Source organism: Emticicia soli, assembly GCF_037860775.1.
Lineage (GTDB): Bacteria > Bacteroidota > Bacteroidia > Cytophagales > Spirosomataceae > Emticicia > Emticicia soli.
The window spans coordinates 449,606-468,874 of sequence record NZ_JBBEWC010000004.1 but is presented as its reverse complement, the minus strand read 5'-3'; the positions used below and the strand labels follow the sequence as shown (position 1 = coordinate 468,874).

15 protein-coding genes are annotated in these 19,269 nt (G+C 34.4%); 10 read left to right on the top strand and 5 right to left on the bottom strand.

All coding sequences use genetic code 11. The annotated features are described in order from the left end of the window. Positions 1-3 precede the first annotated feature (3 nt). The 3 genes from WAE64_RS07665 to WAE64_RS07655 are packed head-to-tail and all read right to left on the bottom strand — an operon-like array spanning position 4 to position 2,320. On the bottom strand, positions 4-819 hold the full coding sequence (locus WAE64_RS07665) for a hypothetical protein (RefSeq protein WP_340235669.1): 816 nt from the start codon (positions 817-819) through the stop codon (positions 4-6). Positions 820-832: 13 nt separating this feature from the next. After that, positions 833-1,693, bottom strand: a complete 861-nt coding sequence (locus WAE64_RS07660; RefSeq protein WP_340235668.1) for an ABC transporter ATP-binding protein — start codon at positions 1,691-1,693, stop codon at positions 833-835. Positions 1,694-1,723: 30 nt separating this feature from the next. Then, on the bottom strand, positions 1,724-2,320 hold the full coding sequence (locus WAE64_RS07655) for a hypothetical protein (protein WP_340235667.1): 597 nt from the start codon (positions 2,318-2,320) through the stop codon (positions 1,724-1,726). Between the two features lie 735 nt (positions 2,321-3,055). Between WAE64_RS07655 and WAE64_RS07650 the strand changes: the two genes are divergently transcribed. From WAE64_RS07650 to WAE64_RS07615, 8 genes are all read left to right on the top strand, one after another. After that, a complete protein-coding gene (locus WAE64_RS07650; RefSeq protein WP_340235666.1) occupies positions 3,056-5,842 on the top strand; it encodes a CHAT domain-containing protein in 2,787 nt (928 codons plus the stop codon). 262 nt (positions 5,843-6,104) lie between these two features. Further along, positions 6,105-9,512, top strand: coding sequence for a PKD domain-containing protein (locus WAE64_RS07645; protein WP_340235665.1), 3,408 nt, complete (start codon positions 6,105-6,107; stop codon positions 9,510-9,512). Then, positions 9,509-10,573 (top strand): PorP/SprF family type IX secretion system membrane protein, encoded by a 1,065-nt coding sequence (locus tag WAE64_RS07640; protein ID WP_340235664.1) that lies wholly within the window; start codon positions 9,509-9,511, stop codon positions 10,571-10,573. Before WAE64_RS07645 ends, WAE64_RS07640 begins: the two co-directional genes overlap by 4 nt. Positions 10,574-10,662: 89 nt before the next feature. Further along, positions 10,663-12,162, top strand: a complete 1,500-nt coding sequence (locus tag WAE64_RS07635) for a matrixin family metalloprotease (RefSeq protein WP_340235663.1) — start codon at positions 10,663-10,665, stop codon at positions 12,160-12,162. A gap of 254 nt (positions 12,163-12,416) precedes the next feature. Further along, the gene (locus WAE64_RS07630) at positions 12,417-13,514 is read left to right on the top strand and encodes a sigma-70 family RNA polymerase sigma factor (RefSeq protein ID WP_340235662.1); all 1,098 of its coding nucleotides are present in this window, start codon (positions 12,417-12,419) and stop codon (positions 13,512-13,514) included. A gap of 7 nt (positions 13,515-13,521) precedes the next feature. Continuing rightward, positions 13,522-14,247 (top strand): anti-sigma factor, encoded by a 726-nt coding sequence (locus WAE64_RS07625; protein ID WP_340235661.1) that lies wholly within the window; start codon positions 13,522-13,524, stop codon positions 14,245-14,247. Continuing rightward, positions 14,244-15,593, top strand: a complete 1,350-nt coding sequence (locus WAE64_RS07620; protein WP_340235660.1) for a M48 family metalloprotease — start codon at positions 14,244-14,246, stop codon at positions 15,591-15,593. The genes WAE64_RS07625 and WAE64_RS07620 overlap by 4 nt, the downstream gene beginning before the upstream one ends. Positions 15,594-15,708: 115 nt before the next feature. Continuing rightward, complete coding sequence (locus WAE64_RS07615; RefSeq protein ID WP_340235659.1) at positions 15,709-16,698, top strand: matrixin family metalloprotease; 990 nt, start codon at positions 15,709-15,711, stop codon at positions 16,696-16,698. Between the two features lie 379 nt (positions 16,699-17,077). Here WAE64_RS07615 and WAE64_RS07610 read toward each other — a convergent pair whose 3' ends face one another. Both WAE64_RS07610 and WAE64_RS07605 read right to left on the bottom strand, forming a co-directional pair. Beyond that, positions 17,078-17,278 (bottom strand): hypothetical protein, encoded by a 201-nt coding sequence (locus tag WAE64_RS07610; protein ID WP_340235658.1) that lies wholly within the window; start codon positions 17,276-17,278, stop codon positions 17,078-17,080. A gap of 280 nt (positions 17,279-17,558) precedes the next feature. After that, complete coding sequence (locus WAE64_RS07605; protein ID WP_340235657.1) at positions 17,559-17,756, bottom strand: hypothetical protein; 198 nt, start codon at positions 17,754-17,756, stop codon at positions 17,559-17,561. Positions 17,757-17,934: 178 nt separating this feature from the next. On the opposite strand from WAE64_RS07605, the gene WAE64_RS07600 reads away from it, so the two are divergent. After that, a complete protein-coding gene (locus WAE64_RS07600) occupies positions 17,935-18,534 on the top strand; it encodes an RNA polymerase sigma factor (protein ID WP_340235656.1) in 600 nt (199 codons plus the stop codon). After that, positions 18,531-19,238, top strand: coding sequence for a hypothetical protein (locus WAE64_RS07595; RefSeq protein ID WP_340235655.1), 708 nt, complete (start codon positions 18,531-18,533; stop codon positions 19,236-19,238). The genes WAE64_RS07600 and WAE64_RS07595 overlap by 4 nt, the downstream gene beginning before the upstream one ends. Positions 19,239-19,269 lie beyond the last annotated feature (31 nt).

Sequence of the window (19,269 nt, the reverse complement as noted above, 5' to 3'; positions counted from 1 at the left end):
TGTTTAAATTTCTTTTTCTTTGAGTTTCAAAAAAGTAATAAATGTAAAAAACAATGCGCCGCCTATTGTTAAAGTCAGGTTTACAAAGTAATACATAGGTTTAGGCAGGCTAATAGTATCGATAGTATTGTGCTGTGGTGAATACACATAACATTGCGCCAGATTAAATATATTACCAGTTATTTCTTTGTCTCCAAGCAGGTCTTTCATGATACTTTCTTTGAGAAAAAATGAAAAGTAGGCTAAGGAAAAAATTCCAAGGATAATGAGCGTAATTGTTTTTATGTAAGAAAATTTCTCGAACAACAAGCTGCTCATGAGCGCAATAGGTTGTATCATTAAAAACAGAACCGTAACAGGCAGCACAATTGTATCAGTATCCCAGATGCTCACAACACGAAGTTCAGAATCATCAATCTGCAAGGTTGTGATTGATTTCACGATTTCGATATAAGCAGCATCTAAAAGTGTATAGGTTGTGATGTATACTGCCGGAAATACAAGGCAACTATAGAAAATGCCTGTCAGAAGTTTTTCGAATGCTGTGGCAGGTAAAAGCAGAAAATTGATGCTTTGCCCTTTATTGGAGAAGTCTCGCCAGATAAAATTGCCAAAGAGTGTACCCGAAACCAACAGCCCGAGACTGTAAAGCAATTGACGGGGATAAAATGCGCTAAGATGTTTTCGGTCAGTTGTCAGTAAATGAAATATCGTATATAAGGCGATTAGTGTCCCCAAGGTCATAAACCAGATTCGGTAGTTTTCTACCCATGTCTTTTTTATGAGCAGTAATAGTCTTTTAAGGCTGAAATTATTCATGCGTATATTAGGTTTAAGCGTGTTGCGTATTAAATGATTTTGGGTAAAATATTTCTTTGAGTAATTCTCGATTATGAATAACAGCATTGAATAGAAGTTCTAAATCTACTTTGGTACTTTCTTGCGTATGGTTGGGCATTACTGCCATCGTACCTTTAAGTGTTTGCTCAGTATAGATGGCTTCATGATGAGAATCGGAACCAGCAAGTAGTTTGAAACTTAAACGCTCTCCAATTTCTTCAATCGAATTATTTAATAGAATAGTGCTTTCGTCTAATATAATAATGTTGTCAATCAGCCCATCGAGGTCACGTACCTGATGTGTGGAGATAATAATGGTTTGCTCGTCAGTAAAACTTGAAGCAATAAGCTTACGGAACTGACTCTTCGACGGAATATCTAGCCCATTGGTAGGCTCGTCTAATATTAGTAGTTGTACATTGGTGGCTAGTCCGAAACCAATCAATACCTTTTTCTTTTGTCCGTACGATAGTTTGCTAAGTTTATCAGTAGCAGATAGTTGAAACTCCTTTAAGTAATTCGCAAATTGCTCATGATTAAACTTCGGATAAAAAGGACTATTGATGTTGACAAACTCGGCTATACTAATATCTGGCGTGTGAAATTCCTCCGGCAAAAAGTAAATGTTTTGTAGCACAGCCACACTGCGGGTTCGGGTAGCAATACCATTAAATTGGCAACTGCCTTCTGTTGGGAACAGTAAGCCTCCTATTAGTCTTAGTAAAGATGATTTTCCTGCGCCGTTTTTACCAAGCAGACCATAAATATTGCCTTGCTTGAGCGTGAGCGAGAGGTTTTCGAAAATAGGTTTTCGTCGGGTATAGCCAAAGCTGAGGTTCTGAATGTTGAGCATATAATTGTTGTTTTGAGATGGAGTCTGTTTTCATTGGTCAGCTTTGCGGTTTTTCCAAAGCCCGTATAAGTATATAAGTACAAACGAAACAAGCCCTGCGTAAGCTATATTAGGTGCAGAATCTGGAATAAGCCTGCGCAAGGAAACGGCTAAAAGAATTAGTAATAAACCCAGTAGGTAGAGTATGTCAAGTTGCAAATCTTTTCGTCGTAGCCGAATTCCCCGTAAGGTCGTAGTATCATCAGTCAATAAGAATTTTATTTTATGGAAATCATAGATAAGCAAGTATATATTGCAAGCCAGCAGAAAAGCCACTATGTAGGGAGTGCCGCGCCATTCTAAAGAAATAGTAATCATTAAGATATTGGCTAGCATTGGTATAGCCATAATAGCACCTAAAGTAGCAAAGCGTTTGACAAGTAACATAAAGCCAATAACAAGTTGCGATAATGCTATGAATATACCATACAAACCCAGATTATATTTTTCGAGCTCTGTTTCGAGCCATACAGGGCCAATGAAGCCAATAAAATGCCCATGAAACATTTTACCTACTCCGGCTGTAAGAAGAATCAGCCCCAGCCAGAACTGAATACAGTGTGCAATAAATGATGTAAGCTTTTTCATAATTGTTTTTTAGTGTACTATTTAACTAATACACTACAAAATAAAAATATTGATTGTTGAAAAGCAAGCTTTTTAAAGTTTTTATAGAAGAAATTTTCTGTGTTTCATAAACCTATACACTAAAGTATTTTTAGTTAATGACCAAGTAGTATTGTAGTTAGAATAAAGCTGTTACTCGCAGCGCACTAATAGAAGAGGGCAATAATACTCCCTATTTTAGCTGTGAGTATATTTAATTCAGGTGCTTAGATAGTAATCAAATTATTGCTCCTATAAGTAGGCACTAAACTTAATTTTGAATTTACGAAACGTATGTTTTACTTGATAAATTTACAATTTTATAACGTTAAACATATTGCAAATTGTTAAACCGTTTCAGCAAAGTTAAATTTTTGCATTATTAATAAGTTTTACTTGTTTAATACCTAATGTATCTTTATTATTGTTGGACAATTTGTTGAGACTGCCTATTAAAAGATATAAGTAAAGGACTGACTCAATACATTTAAGTTGAGATATTGATAATGCTATAGTGATACTTTCTTCAAAAGCCATTTTATTCTATATACTACTTCCACACAAATAACCCATTGAAGTTTTAAATGAGTTGTTCTCAATGTTATTTGTTCATTTATTACTGGGTTTCATAAAAAATGTGATTAAAATTATCTTCAGTTTTTAAAGCTGACGAAAATTCAAATATATTTTTACCTCATTACACGTATTACCAAAGAAATGCTAGCCACTAGGAAAATACTTCTCTTATTGCTTTTTCTGAGTAATTGTACTTTTGGGCAAAATTTGTCTGATGCATATCGGGCAAAGGCTGAAAGCTTATACCAAAATAACGAAGAAGCACTGAAATATTATAAACTTGCGTTTGATGAAGCTCTCAAAGCAAAAGACTATGTCAGGTGTGCAAATCTTTGTATTGATATCAGTTCGCAGCACCATAGGGCGACAGAATTTGATATTGCTCTAAAATATTGTTGGCAAGCCGATAGCTTCTTTAAAAATTCTTCTACAAAACCTGATACTATTCTTTTCAAGATAAACTCAAGTCTTGGAACAATGTATAAAAATATTAATCGTAAAGATTCTGCCTATCATTATTTTGCCTTGGCTGATAAGATACTTTCTCAGAACAAAACAATTGCACACATAATACCTGATTATGTTCAAAGCCACTATAATATTCAGGGTAGATGGCTCAATAGTTTAGGCGAATTTAAAAGTGGGACAGTGCTTATCGAAAAAGCTGTTGAAATGGCCAGAAAACACTTTATGGTAGAAGAAGAAATTATAGCACTTACTAATTTAGCTGCTACTTACCAAACGCTGGGCATGTATGATAAAGCCTTGCATTATAGGTTGGAAGCATCTAAAATTAAGACTAAGGATGATTTATTAAAATGTCAGAATCTGGCGGGTCTTGGGTGGGTGTTGGTATTAAATAAAAAACCAGACGAAGGCATCGCTTATTTGACAAAAGCCATGAATTTATATGAAAGCCTTCGGGTAAAAAATAAAATTAAACCTAATTTTGATTTATACACAACAATACTGAATAACATAGGTACTGGTTTACTAGAAAAAAAAGAGTATCAAAAAGCAGAAGAGTATTTTAACAGAGTGGTTGCTGAATATAAAATCAATAAGCGAAACAGAGGACTGATTCTAAGTAAGTCGTATATGCAATTGGGTGCATTGCAAAAAATAAAGGGGCGGTTTCCGAATAGTGTAAAGTACTTACAATTGGCATTGATTAGTGCCCATACGCAGTTTTCGGATGAAAACATTGCTGCAAACCCGCAAGCCAAAGGCGCTATCAACGAAAAACAGCTTATAAATGTACTGCTTCTAAAAGGAAATATCTTAGAAACACTTTACCAGAATACCCCAAAAATTAGTGACTTAGAAAATATTTCGCAGGCATATCTGAGTGGTATTAGTATAATTAATGAGCTTAGAGGTAGTTATGATAATAACGAGTCTAAACTGTTTTTGAACGAACAGAACCACTCTATTCATGATTTGGCATTAAATACCTTATCTAAATTATATGAACTAACAAAAAAAGAAGTGTATAAAGAAGCTATCTTTCATGTAACTGAAAGTAGTAAATCTTCTATTCTAAGTGAATTTTTGCGTGAGTCGGTTATTAAGCCACAGACTATTCCGTATCAATTGCTGAACAATGAAGCGAAGCTAAAAAATGATATATCAAAACTTAAAAATCTAAACTCCCTTGACTCATCTCAGCAAGTAAGACTGCGTGATTTAGAACTGGAAAAGTATAATCTTGTCAGAAAATTTGAACAAGAATATGCCAATTATTATCAACTGAAATATAACAAAAAACCATATAAATTGGCTGATATTCAGGTTAGGCTGGCAAAAGACGAATCTTTTATCTCCTATTATCTGAGTTCAGAGTTTCTATATATTATTCTTATTAATACCGAGCAATTTGAGATTATAAAACAGCCAATAAATACCAAAGAATTTAATGTAAGAATAGATAAGTTTAAACAGATAATTTATAAAAACCCGGGTCTTAACTCATATCAAGGAGTAGAGTTATCTGCGTATTTGTATAAGACTCTTTTTCTGCCAGTCGAAAAACTATTAAATAATAGGAGTCGCTTAATTATTTGTAGAGATTGGCAATTTAGTTTCTTGCCATTCGAAATTCTTGAAACAGGAAGGTATATATACGATTATCTGGCTAAAAAATATAGTTTCAGATATGCTTATCTGGCTGAGTTGATAGTAAATCAGACACAAAATAACCCTAATAGAGCGGTCTTGGGCGTAGCTCCATTTACTATAAACAAGTTTTATGCAAGCGATACCCTTTTTAAGTATTTGCCAGATTCGGAAGCACAAGTTCGCAGAAATAGCAATGAAGTGCTGATAGATAGCTTGGCTACTAAAGAGCGTTTTTTAAGAATATATAAAAACTTTGGGGTAATTAATTTTGCTACTCATTCAATTGTAAATATCGATAACTCAAGAGAATCATATATTGCATTTAACCCAAGAGCAGACTATAAACTTCGGATTGACGAAATCTATAACCTTGATTTCAGCGGTACCAATCTGGTTGTATTAAGCTCTTGCGAGGCCGATAAAGGGAAAATTTACAAAAGCGAGGGCGCTATGTCTTTAGCCAGGGCTTTTATTTATAGTGGTTGTAGAGCAGTATTAACTACACTCTGGGCTACCAATGATGCTAGCAGCACTTATTTGGCAGAACGTTTTCATTATTATTTGCAACAAGGCGACCCCAAAGATATAGCCTTGCAAAAAGCCAGACTAGACTTTTTCTCTTCTGACTTTGGGAAAAAATATAATCATCCATTCTTCTGGGGAAATTTCAACTTAATTGGTAATAACGATCCCATTTTTCATAAGGCAGTTTCTAAATGGTATTTTATGGCCTTGCCTTTACTCTTAATCCTTTTTGCCGGAGGCTATAAATATTATAAAACTAAAAAAGAAAAATATCCTTCATTGTAACCTTTGGTGGTTTAGATAGAATTATTAGTAGTTATATTAAAAATACAATCAACACAAAGTAGTAGTTTACCCTGAGATAATTGATTAGTCTTGGTAAATTCTCTTTGAGCTTATTGTAAACAAACTATCAATTTCTTTGCTGAACCTTATAGAAAATGCCCTTATATCTCCGATTTAATGGGTGTTTAAATCATTGCTTTTTCTGAACTAAAAATGGGCAAATTCTGGTAGTCAGGAGTGTCTGAACAAACAATACCTACTAATGCTGAACTACAAATTCATTGTTTTAGTAATTACTTTTTTTGTTTGCATAGAAGCTGTGCAGGCACAAAATTCTAATTATACTGTTTCGTCAGTAGCGGGAACCTCCATTTGTTTAAAAAGAGGTGAAGAAAAATACATACTTAAAGTGAAAATAAATGCTCCGGTATCGGCATGTACTATTACAAAGTATAAAATTAAATGGGATGACGACACTGAGAATGAGTACCCTTTCGACCCCTCAAAAACTGAGCATGAACATGAGTATGACTTCAAAGATTTTGTCAATAGCTGTACAGAAAAAATCAGGCGAAATGTAGAAATTGAAACAGATAATAAAAACTGTGAGAGCAATATTACGCCTGTTAATTTTTTCAACGCCCCAAAGCCTGATTTCGCTACAAACCGGGCACTTCCTTGTGCTGGTCAATTAGTTACTTTTCTGCCTGAAGCATGCCCAAGTACTGCCAATACAAGTTTTGTTTGGTCGTATGGCGATGGTGCTAGTACCGATAATAAGGGCACTTATACCTATGCCAAATCAGGTACTTATGATGTAAAACTTACCGTAACAAATGATTGCGGTGCCGCCTCTGTCACAAAGCAAATTACTATTATTGATCAGGCAAAAGCAGCAATGGCAGATTCAGGTCATGTTAAAATTGTGGCAGATACTGCTATTATATGCCTTAATGGTGGGGGTGTTATTCGATTAGATGGTACAGTTTCACAATCAGCTACCGATTATGAATGGCGCTTTAGCGATAATGGTGCGATAGTTTTTTTAGATAATACTAATCGGTATTCTCCCAAACCTAAAATTAAGTTTACAAAACCAGGTATTTATAACATTGAGCTTACGGTGAATAACGATTGTGGTATTCCGAGCAAAATCTCGTGCTTCCATAAAGTAGAAGATGTACCTGTGCCAAGGCTCACCAAACATGGAGATAAGTGTGAACCCACAAAGTATAAACTGAGTAATTACACAAGTTTTGTAAGTGGTGCTGTTTATAAACTTAACGGAAAGGTTATTACTATTGATGAAGAAACAAGCCTGCCATTTTCGGATACCCCTTATATTGTAGAGGCTTCAATCAATAATATTTGTGGTAATACTCCTGTAACCGATACTTTTTTTGTACGAGCACCACAGCAGGTAAAAATTACTAATAAATTCAGAGATACAGTACTTTGTGTAGGGTCTGGTGTGTTGCCGTTGTCAGTAAACATAACAGGAGGAAGCTGGACAGGAAATGGATTAATAGATCAGGGAGTAAATAAAGTGTTTGACCCCCAGAATACTGGGGTATATCAGATAGCTTATTCTTATGGTACGGGGGCTTGTGCAAGCAGCGATAATGTAAAAATTGAGGTAAAAGGGATTGATATTATAACTAAAGATGAAGCGATTTGTCAGGGACAAGATAAATTACCACTAGTAGCAACCCCGCTGGGAGGGGTCTGGACTACTACTGGTTGTACAAACTGTATCAATAAAGATACCTTATCTATAGCATCTATAACTGCTAGTCAGATAAAGCTTACTTATACTGTTAATAGTGATGTAGGAGGCGGGAAATTCTGTGATGCTTCTAAACAAATAACGGTTAGCATTGGCAGCCCCAAGGCAAGCTTTGATATTCAGGGAGGCTGTAGTGGAACAAATGCCCAAATCACTAATTTGTCGAGTGGTGGATCGGGGTATGAATGGTATCTTAACGGAGCTACTATGCCTATTTCAACAGCTACTAATCCTTCCTTTGCATTACCGTCGGGGAGTGTTGCTGTTAAATTGATTGTTAAAGCAGGTGGTTGTGAAGATACCGCTTCCAAAACAATAAATATTACTTCTAAACCAGATGTCATTAGCTTTACAAGTAATATCAACTCTGGGTGTTCGCCTCTTAGTGTTACCTTAACACCTAATGGTACTGAGCGAAATGACGTAACTTATACCTGGGACTTTGGCGATGGCACCACCAGTAACGGCTTTCAACCCCCGCTACATGTTTTTAGTAATTCAGGTTCTACTGTAAAAGAGTTTGAGATTAAATTACTAGCCCAAAATAATTGTGGAAATGAAGGTGATAACCGGAAAATTTCGGTAAATCCTTTGGCAAAAGCAGAAATAGGAGTCGATTCAACTGTTTTTCGTTGTACACCTGCTGCTGTTAAGTTTTCTAATCGTTCAGTAGGCCACCAAGGCAATTCTCTCTGGATTTTTGGCGATGGCCATACTTCTAATAATTCGAGTGATACTTTATCGCATGTTTTTTCGGCAAAAGATTCAGCTCAGGTTTATACGGTTCAACTTGTAGTATCAAACTCATGCGGTAATGATACTAATCATGTAGAGTTAACAGTCTTCCCATCAACAGTTAAAGCACTTTTTTTAATTGATAAAACATCGGCTTGTATAGGCGAGCCTGTTAGTTTTAAAGATGCAAGCGTACCTAAACCAAGCCGATGGGAGTGGAAGTTTGGTACAGAAACAGAAGCATTTTCGGAAAACCCCATTTATGGTTTTAAACAATCACAAACTTATACAATTACCATGATTGCTCATACCGATTGTGGCTCTGGTTCTATTCAAAGAAATATAAGAATTGTCCCTCCTCCAAGTGTAGATTTTGAGATAAAGGCTCCTGTTGTTTGTGAAGGGGAAGCTGTTGAAGTGCAAATTAAAGCTGATTCTATTTATAGTTTCCACTGGAATTTTGGAGATGGCTCGCCAATAGACTCTGTTAATGCTACAACCAACCATGTTTTTGCGGGCGATGGTACCAAAAAAATTACATTAACGGGCTTTGGTAAATCTGCTGCTTGCAAAAACGAAAAGCAGAAAGAAGTTTACATTAACCCAAAGCCTAAGGCAGATTTTACATTAAAAAACGCAGTTGATACTTTATGTTCGGGTGCGCCTATAACTTTTGAAAATAAATCTCTTGATGCTACAATTTTCCGCTGGTATACAAATGATACTTTGTATGCATCTCAGCATCTTGAAGTGAGTCTTAAAACAGGGATACACGATATAGCCCTGGTAGCTATAAACAATGAAGGTTGCCGCGATTCGGTTTATCGTCGTAGTGTTATTTCAGTAGACACATGCCAGGTAATGTTTCCCGATGCTTTTACTCCAAATAATGATGGTAATGGCGATTATTTTACCAGTTACGCTACCAAAGGTATCAGGAAAGTAAAGTATTTAAGAATACGAAACCGATGGGGAGAGATAATCTATGAAGCAAAAGATATTAACCCGAATATCCCAAGCGAAGGCTGGAATGGTACTTCATCAAAAGGAAATTCTGTGCCTAACGGAGAGTATATATATGAAGCAGAGGTAGAATTAGCCGGAGGAGGTAAAAGAAATTTTGTCAATAAAGTAATGGTTGTCCGATGATGAAAAAATTTACCCTGCTATTAATTATTCTAGGTATATCAAGAGTAATGCTGGCGCAAAGCCCACAGTTTTCGCAGTTTTATGCTAATCCTTTGTATCATAATCCTGCTTTTACCGGTGATGCTTCCACAACCCGATTGATAGCTACCGCAAGGTATCAATGGCTTGGATACGGATCGGGCTATAATTCGCATGCTTTTTCGATTGATAGTTATTTAGGCGCAAAGAATAGTATCGGATTTCAGGCTATACACGATAACCAGTTTCAATTTTTGAAAACAGAGAGTTTAGCAGGTTTTTATTCTCGGTTTGTGCCATTAAATGAAAACACAGGTTTAACACTAGGTACAAAAATTGGCTGGACTTTCAGCCGGTTCGATAATTTAAGTAATCTGAATTTTGCCGATGCTTTCAGTGCTACTTCGGGTCTTATTAGTGTTAGTCCTACATCAAGAGATAAAACTGATTTTGGTTCAATTCCACTTAATTGGAATTATCCTGATGTTGCCTTTGGAGCTTTATTGAAAACCTCTGAAACCCTTGATGGTTTTCCGCTTACGTGGGTAGGTTTTTCGGCTAATTACAGGCAATTGATGGGCGAAAACACAAAAGCGACGTTTATTCCTAGATGGAAATTAGGTATGCAATTAGGTTATAAAGTGTCGCATCATTTGCAAATATGGGATAGAGCACTTGGTAGAGACGCAGACCGGGAAAAAAGTATTTCTTTTACTTCGCACCTGCGTAAAGAAGCCAGATTCTGGCAAATAGATTTTGGTGTAAATTTTACCTACACACCATTGGTTTTGGGTGTGTGGTATAGAAATATACCGTTCAGAAGATTTGATAAAGTAAGCCAGCAAGATGCCCTGACTTTTCTTGGAGGTTTTCAGTTTGGGAAATTTCTGGTTGAGTACAGTTATGATGTTACCGTTTCATCTTTATACAACAGTAGTGCTGGGGCGCACGAAATAAGTATTTGGTACGGAATAGATGCATTTCTGGATTTTCGCTCAAAAAAAAGGGAGCATCGGAGGCGCTTAGATTGCACAAATTTCTAGCTTAATACTACTAGGAGAAGTTTTTATAATTTACAGTTTTTGGCCAATTACTAAATAAACCCTAATTAAAACTTCATTATTGTTGAAATATGATAAGAAAATTTACTTTACTTGTTTTATGTTGTTTCTCATTGCTGTCAGGGTGTTTAAAAGATTACCCTATTGTTAAATATGATAAAACCATTGCTACGCTTCCGGAAATACAGTCTTTAGCATCAATGGGTTGTCAGCTAAGCTATTCATTAGACGAGAAATATGATAGACTTAACGATAATAACCAATTAAATGCTATTAAAACAGCCTTTAGTACCTGGGAAGAAGCGTATCCAAGCCTGCGCTTTGTAGATGTTACTAATACTAGTGTGCCGTCAAATATTAAGATTTATTTTGCTTTAGCATCAGACTCTGTCATTTATAAAGAAAACACACCTGCAGAGAGTTTTATTAGAAGTTCTTATGAAGAAGCATCAACCATTGTTCAGAAAAATAGTAGAGAAGTAGCAATTTATTTAAATGTAAAACATGATTGGAATGTAAACCAGATTACTAAAACTATTATGTTTCACGCTGGCTATATTCTTGGACTTAAACCTTCAGATGATCCTACTTCTGTTATGTTTCCAAAACTAACAGAAGCACCAATTACGATTAATGATACAGACAAAAGGAAATTAAAAGAAAGTTTTCCGAGAGGATGCCAGGTATGGCTCGAAAACAAAACAGAATTGCCTGAACTTTTTTATTATAGTACAAAAGTTTTTAAAATAGGGGATAGAGTTTTTGCCCTATGCGAGGGTTTTTATCCTGAATTTCTCCTTTACGAGTTTAATACCGATAAAGCCACATGGGAGAAGCGGAAAAGCTTGATTATCAATACTAAAGAATTTGGCATAGATATCAGGAATATTTTTGCTTTTGGGTTGCTGACACATGGTTATGTTGGCCTTGCTACCAGCTTTTTTGGTGATGGCACAGAGAGTGGTGAGGTATGGTCTTATGACCCAAGCAAAGATGAATGGAAAGAAGTAAATGATGCAAAATTTCCTAACAAGCTTATGACACCAAATAATGTTTATGCAAATAGCAGTAATACAAAAGGGTATGTATTTATATATGGATCGGCTGAGACAACGGCTTGGGAGTTTGATTTATCAATAAAACAATGGACAAAATTAACAATACCAGAAAGTTTCTCTATTTCTCCTTTTCTCTATTTTGTAGGTAATGGTAAAAGAAGTTATATTTTTTCTTTTGAACCTTATCGTGAAAACTTCTACGAATTAAATACAAATGATAATCAATGGCGCTCTATTGTCTCATCAAAAATAATTAGTACACCACATACCGTGACACCCTTTGCTGATAGTGATAACATTTATTTAATAGTAACGGATACTAATGAAGAATCAGAAAATTTAAGACATAAAATGTGGGTTTTTAATAGTGATAAGGGGCCTGCATCACAGTGGGAACTATTGGTAGATTTTCCGGAAAAAATAACTAAGCAAGATTTAGCTTTTGGTTTTGTTACCAAAGGTAGAATATTTATCCAGACTAGAGATAATGTGATTTGGGAGTATCTGCCATGATGCTATGTTTTTAAGCTTTTAAAAGCAAAATAAGCCGTAAAATAAAAGTTCTCAAAGGCTAAGTTTTACCACGTTTATTCTTATTGGTTTAGCAATAAGTACTATTAAAATATAAATAATGGCTGTTTGTTAGAAATAAATTAGTGTTTGTTAGAAGTTTCAGCAAAAGGGTTAAGAGGTGTGCTTTAAAACTAAAATTGTATAAAAACTAACTTTCATAAATTCGAATATACCTTATACTTTTCTTCAAAAACATGAAAAATAGAAAAATATCTATTGAAGAATCTTATAAAATTGTCTGTGATAACTTACCCGAATTAATAGATAGATTGGGGAAGGCTAAAAAAGATGACTTTATAAAATATGCTCAATTAGAAATACTAAGCATTTCTAAAAATATAGGTGAAATTCCTTGTAATTTTATTGATATTATCTGTCCTCAGATAGTAGAAAAATCTTTTGAAGTATTTTTAGTGAGGTACAATAATTCTAAAGAGGATAATGCTTTAGAAAATGTACGTAGTAATGCTAAAATTAAAATTCATAACGATTATAAGAAAAACATCTACCCTTTTATTGATTTTATAGCACAGAAGGAGTCATTGACTACCGAAGAAATAGCAGAATTGAAACATTCTGTGTTTCTATGTGGGCTTAATGTGATACAAAAGAAAAAAAGAGAATCTGTTTTAAAACTGAAAAATGAGAGTGTATTTATTAATGAAGCTTTATTTTATCAGTTTATAGTGAAGAAGATATTTCTGAATTGTGTAAGAAAGTCTTTAGAAGAGAGCCTTCGGAAATCTAAATGTCTTGACGATTTTACAAGTAAATTTGAACTTAAAAATGAAAAAATAAAGGCTCTTATTTATAAAATAACAACAGAGTATTGGGGCTCAAATGTAAGTGAAATAGAAGAACATATTCATGATTATATACATGATGCGCAATTAGAGATAATAGAGAAAATAAAGAAAAATGAATTTTGCCTTTCTAGCGAATTAACTACGTATATTTCTAGTGTTGTAATTAATAAGTTTAGAGAAGAGCGCAGACGAGCAGATAAAAACGTATCAATAGATTATCAGAAGCTCGATAAAATCGAAGAGTATCTAGGTGAAGATAGCTCAGAAGGAAATGTAATTATATACTTTTTGCTGGATATTAAATTTTTGGACCAATTAGACCAGAAACAAAGAGATGTTTTTGAAATGGATTTGCAAAGATATTCTGATGAAGAAATCGCTGAAAAATATGATACTTCGGCTAATAATATAAGCAAAATAAGGAGTAGAATAAGAGAGAAAGCACTTAAGTTTTTACTGGAAAATTCTCATAAAATAGATAATTAATAATGACATGGATACCAATAGAGAAAAAGAATTGATAAAACGTTACCTAAACGGAGACGCCAGTCCTGAGGAATTCTGGGAGGTAGAACAACTTCTTGCAGAAGACCCCAATTTCTTAAAGAAATTTGAGACCACAAAAGGATTGAATTATATTGAGAAAACAGTCTTTGAAAAGAATGTAAATGAAGAGATAGATCAGTATTTAGAGCCAATAGAAGAAGTTGCTCAAAAAAGAGAGATTGATAACAAACCAAGAGAAGACGACAGATACAAAAAAGAAAAAATAGTATTCTTCACACCAAGGGTTCTTGTTGGCATGGCTGCAAGTCTTATTATAATTGCTGGATTGGTATACCACTTTACAGCGGGGCAAGATAAAGCACCTGTACTTTTAACAACTTTATCAGCTCATGAAAGGCTTGATGTTATTCCCACTGACGGAAAGAATTTTGCGAGCGATGATTCTACAGGTATTGTAGGAGATGTGGTAGTACAATTATTTCAGGATAAAAAGCTGCCGTCAGATACTACAAAATATATCTACATAAAAGATATGGATAGACCGGAGGCAGATACATTAAAGGTTTTCTTCTCAGACAAAGCAAAGCTTGAAATGTGGCAGAAGGCTAAGGAACTGACAATAAAATACAACGAAACAGAAGATAACTATAACTTATTGATTGATAAAAAGAAATATATATTAAACCTAAATACCCTAGAAACACTAAAATGAAACAGATAATATTGTTTGTTATCTTAGTATTTGTTTTTACCAACAGTTTCGCCCAGAATAAAAAAAATACTAAAGAAGACGAAAAAATAGCAAGAAAATGCCATTGTGGCGACGTTAAAGGGAAATCTTTTGAAGATGAGAAAGATATGTTTGATAGTGCTACTGAAGCGAGAGCGGTTGTAAAAAGTTTTCGAAGCTTTTTTCCTGATTTTAATGAAGACATAAGGGTGATGCCGGTTACTTGTCTTGAGAATGGCAATCCAGCAAAAGCAATAGTATGTACTAAGATTCGATATGTATTCTATGACAATGATAATTTGACAAAAGAAAAGAATTCATGGTTTGATAAGTTTGTTTTAGCACATGAATTAGGGCATCACATAAGAGGGCACTTCCATGATGGTTCTACCTTTAATCCTAAAACTGGTGACACGGAGGAATATAATAATAAAAATTTTAAGTTTTACAATGAGAGCATTATAGAAGAACTTCAAGCTGATGAATTAGCTGTATATACAATAAAGCGATTAGGGGGTAACTTGTCTACAATAAGTAAAGCAATGGAGGCGCGAGGAGAACCTGCTTCCAACAAACACCCTAGTAGTAAAGAAAGAAGCTTGTTTATTGAAGCATGTTGGAAGAGGCTAAATGTAAATAGAGATTTTGATAAACAAAACGATAAAAATTTTGCTACAGAATTTCATATTAAATATGGTAAAAAGGTTTACGGATTTACATTTGAAGTTCTGGGAGGATGGATGACGAGTATTCCGCAATTCAGTAAAAACAATGAAACTGTTAATGCTACTCTAATTTCTAGACCAAATAAACCTACATTTAAAGCTGGGTTACGTTTTTCTTATATAAATATTGATTTTCCTATACGACCAGAGGTAGAAGTTAATTTTTTATCACATCACTATGCAACACTTGATGAAGCTAAAATCTCTAAAGCCGAGGAGTTCTCTTTTCAGCATATTAGCATTATTCCTCAGGCTACATTTAGTACATTAAGTATTTCTAAAGATTCTATTACTATACCTCGCTGGGCGTTTACAGCCTCAGCGGGTTTGGCTGTTAATGTACCTGTTGCTTATAGTTACAGCAATTATTATACAGCAAATACCCCTGCAATGAGCAAGAGTGATTTAAAGACAACGTTTAATCCCACTTTTGCAATAGGCCTTGAACGTAAACCTATAAGAGACAAAATAGTGAAGTATTTCAGAGTATCGGCAAGGTATTCTCCTATGCCTCTTGGTATACCGAGCAATAACCCACAAGATAAATTGAGTACAAAATCTCACTTAATGGATTTGAGCCTATCTCTTAGATTGTGGAATTAAACTACTTAAGAATTTATTACCACGCTTTGATAAATATTACCACATAAACCAAATTAAAATAGGAAGAAATTTTACCACTCAAGATTTTTTTTAAAATCAAAATCTCTATTAGTATATGAGAAAGATATTTATTGCCGTATTTTTAAGTATTCTGGCACTCCAATGTACGCCAGACTACGAAGAGGTTAAGCCAATTGTTTATATAAGTAATAATACAAGAGACAAAGGAGGAAGAACTTTCTCGGATTGTACTATTAAATACACCCTAATAAACTCTTTTAAAGATAAAGACAAAACTACGCTACAAGGTGCTGTACGCGATGCCTTTGGTTTATGGCAAAGTGTAAACCGAAATCTGATTTATATTGAATCGCCGGTAAGTGAAACCAGCGAAATTTTGGTCAGATTTGCCGACCCTTCTGAGATTGAAAAGACAGAAATCACTGCGTCTACAGGGTTATTGTCTACAACTGTCAAAAACTTATCTTCAATAAAACAGTCTACTAGTGGTCAGTTTTCCATACTGTTAGATAATTCTTACGACTGGACTAACGACCAGATAACCAAAACAGTTGCTTACAATATTGGCTTTTTTCTAGGGCTTGCTACTTCTACAAACAAAGAGTCAATTATGTATCCGGTGTATTCAAATACACCTAATAAAATAATCAAAGAAGATTCTGTACAGATTAATACCTTATATTTATTGCCATGCAGAACAACAAGTGTGGGAAGTTTACCAATCAAATTTAAATTAGGAAACCAAATGGTAGTGAAAGAGTTTTTGACAGGTAAGGCAGGGACAATTTCTATCCGCTCTTCTGGAGTAATGGTTGTTGGGCCAAATATTGGAGAGTCTACTCCTGACGGAAAAGATGTATTATACTTTTTAATACCAATTGATAAAGTTTATTATGTTGTGCCTAATTATCCTCACGGCTCAATTATGTATCGTTTCAATGATAATACCGAGTGGTTATCGTGCAAAAGTAATTGTGAGTTTACCACTAGAGGTAACGAGTTTATATCAATATCTTTTCTTGTTAATGATAGTATGCCCGAAGAAAATACAGGTACTTATGATGTAGAGATTAATTACAAATAACCTTGTATAAGTTCCCATAGCTACACAATATGGGGATTTGCTTGCTATGATATTAAATCAGGTGACTTTGAAAATGATATTTCTTAATATTGGAGCTAACTGTTTTGCAAGAAATATTTTTCTGGAAAAACTGTAACCTATTGTATTGAAGAAGAATTAATGATAAATGAAACTAACAAATTAATCAATGTGTGTTTAAAAATCGGTATAAGCTCTTTCGATACTATTTTAAGAAAACTGTAGAAAGTTTATTTTTATTCATTAATTCAGAACAGTTATTTTTTGAGGTAACATCATTGCCTTCAATTAAAAGATAGGGTAGTTGTGCAGCTACCCTATCATTGATTTTACTCTTTAAATTTAAAGAGACAAGCTAAACTCAACCACCGTAGTCTGGCTCATGAGGTGGTTTACCATCAGAAGTAGGTTTGTCGGCAGGCACTACAACATTGTTGTCTCCTGATTTGCCATCAGGGCTAACTACTTCATCCTGACAAGAAGTAAAGCCTAAGGCTAACAAAGTTGAGAACGCCGTGATTCTCAAGCCATTACTGATAGTGGAAAGACGTAGATCTTTCATTTTTTTAAAGGTTTAAAGAAGGTCGACGTTGGCCTTCTGAACCTTTATGAAAGAGTCTTTAAAACATGACAGCCTTTTCTGAAGTTTTTTTTCTAAGTTAGATAAATAGTTTTTTCTAAAAATTTAAGTGTTTTATATAGTAATTAGAGAAAAATGAACAACAAATAGACTGATAGCCGAGATACATTTACCAGGGACAGAAAAAGTAAATAAAAAAGATAGGATAGTTGTGCTACTATCCTATCTTGGGGTTCTCTCATTAAATTAAGACACGCTAAACTCAACCACCATAATCTGGTTCATGGGGTGGTTTACCATCGGAAGTTGGTTTGTCGGCAGGCACTACAATATTGTTGTTTCCTGATTTGTCTTTAGGAGTAACTCCTTCATCTTGACAAGAAGTAAGGGCAAGGCTAAACAGCGCACAGAATGCAGAGAATTTAAGGCTGTTTGAGATTGTATTTTTTGAAAATTTCATGTTGGTTTCAGAAGGGGTTTTAGGGGCCTTCTGAACCTTTATGAAAGAGTCTTAAAAACATGACAGCCTTTTTTGATTTTTTTTCTTAATTTCATACTTACCTTTTTTCCTGAAAAAACTTAAATACCTGTAACTATTCTTTATCTAAATAGAATAAAGAGTGAATAAAATTAAATTGATGGCTGAAACATTTACTGACCAACAAGTAGTTGATGGATTATTGAAGAGAGAAAAAAGTCTTACTAATCGTATAGTTGCCTATTTGTATATTTACCAAGAGTCAATTACTCATATGGTAATGGCAAATAATGGCCGGACAGAAGATGCAGAAGATGTTTTTCAGGAAATGATAATAATCTTTTTGAATCAGGTATGGGACGAAAAATTTAAACTAATTAAACTCTCCTCTGACGACCCGGAAGAGGAAGAGAAGTATATAAAAATCAGCACTTATTTGTACAAACTAGCCAATCGTATTTGGTTAAAAAAAATGTTGAGAGATAAAAAACAACAAAATTGGGAAGATAAGTTTTTGGCTCTTCAAGATACTAATGATGAATATACACCATTATTACAGATAACTTCAGAAGAAGATAGCTCTCGGTTTAAAAAAATGTATAGCCAGCTAAAAGAAGATTGTATAAAGATTTTAGATGCATTTTATTTTCAAGATAAATCTATTAGAGAAATTGCTGATGAATTGAAAATAACTGAAGCAAACGTTAAAGTAATAAAACACAGATGTATTGAAAAACTAAAAAAAATTATTACAAGATGAAACAAGCAGAAGATCATGAAGAGTTCAATACAATTGAAGCTTACTTGCTTAATCAGCTAGATAAAAAAACAATGGCAGATGTTGAGTATAGAATTAAAAATGATAGCGAATTCGCAAAAAAAGTAAAAGAAATTCAGCACACACAATTGTTTATAAAAGAAGCTTTTTTAGAAAGAAGTGCCCTGGAAACAATTAAAGCATTACAACAAAAAGATAGAGAGAAATTTAAAAAAGAAACACAACCAAAACGTAAAACTGTATACTGGAAAAAAGTTGTTTCTTTTGCTGCCGCCGCTTCAATTATTATTATCTCTTATCTGTCGTTAACTCCTGTAGAATTTCCTGATACAGAAAACGACTTTCATATTACCCGCGGGCTTGATACTACTAACTTTACTAGAGAGCAACGTATTGCATTCAGCCAGTTTTTTGATGGACAAGCCCATTTTGCAGAAGGAGAATATTTGCTGGCAGTAAGAGACTTTGAAAATGCAGCAACTGTTAAAAATGTGCGTCCTTATTTCCGTGAGGCTACACAATGGCATTTGGCGCTGGCATATACTAAAAGTGGACAAGCACTAAAAGCAGAAAGAATTTATAAACAATTCAGTGAATGTGTTGATTGTGAGTATCCGATTAGCCCTGTTAACCGATGGAAACTTTGGTGGCGAATACAATGGGCAAAGAATGGTAGACTGTTTTAGATGAATATGATGCATTTTCTTACCTATATAG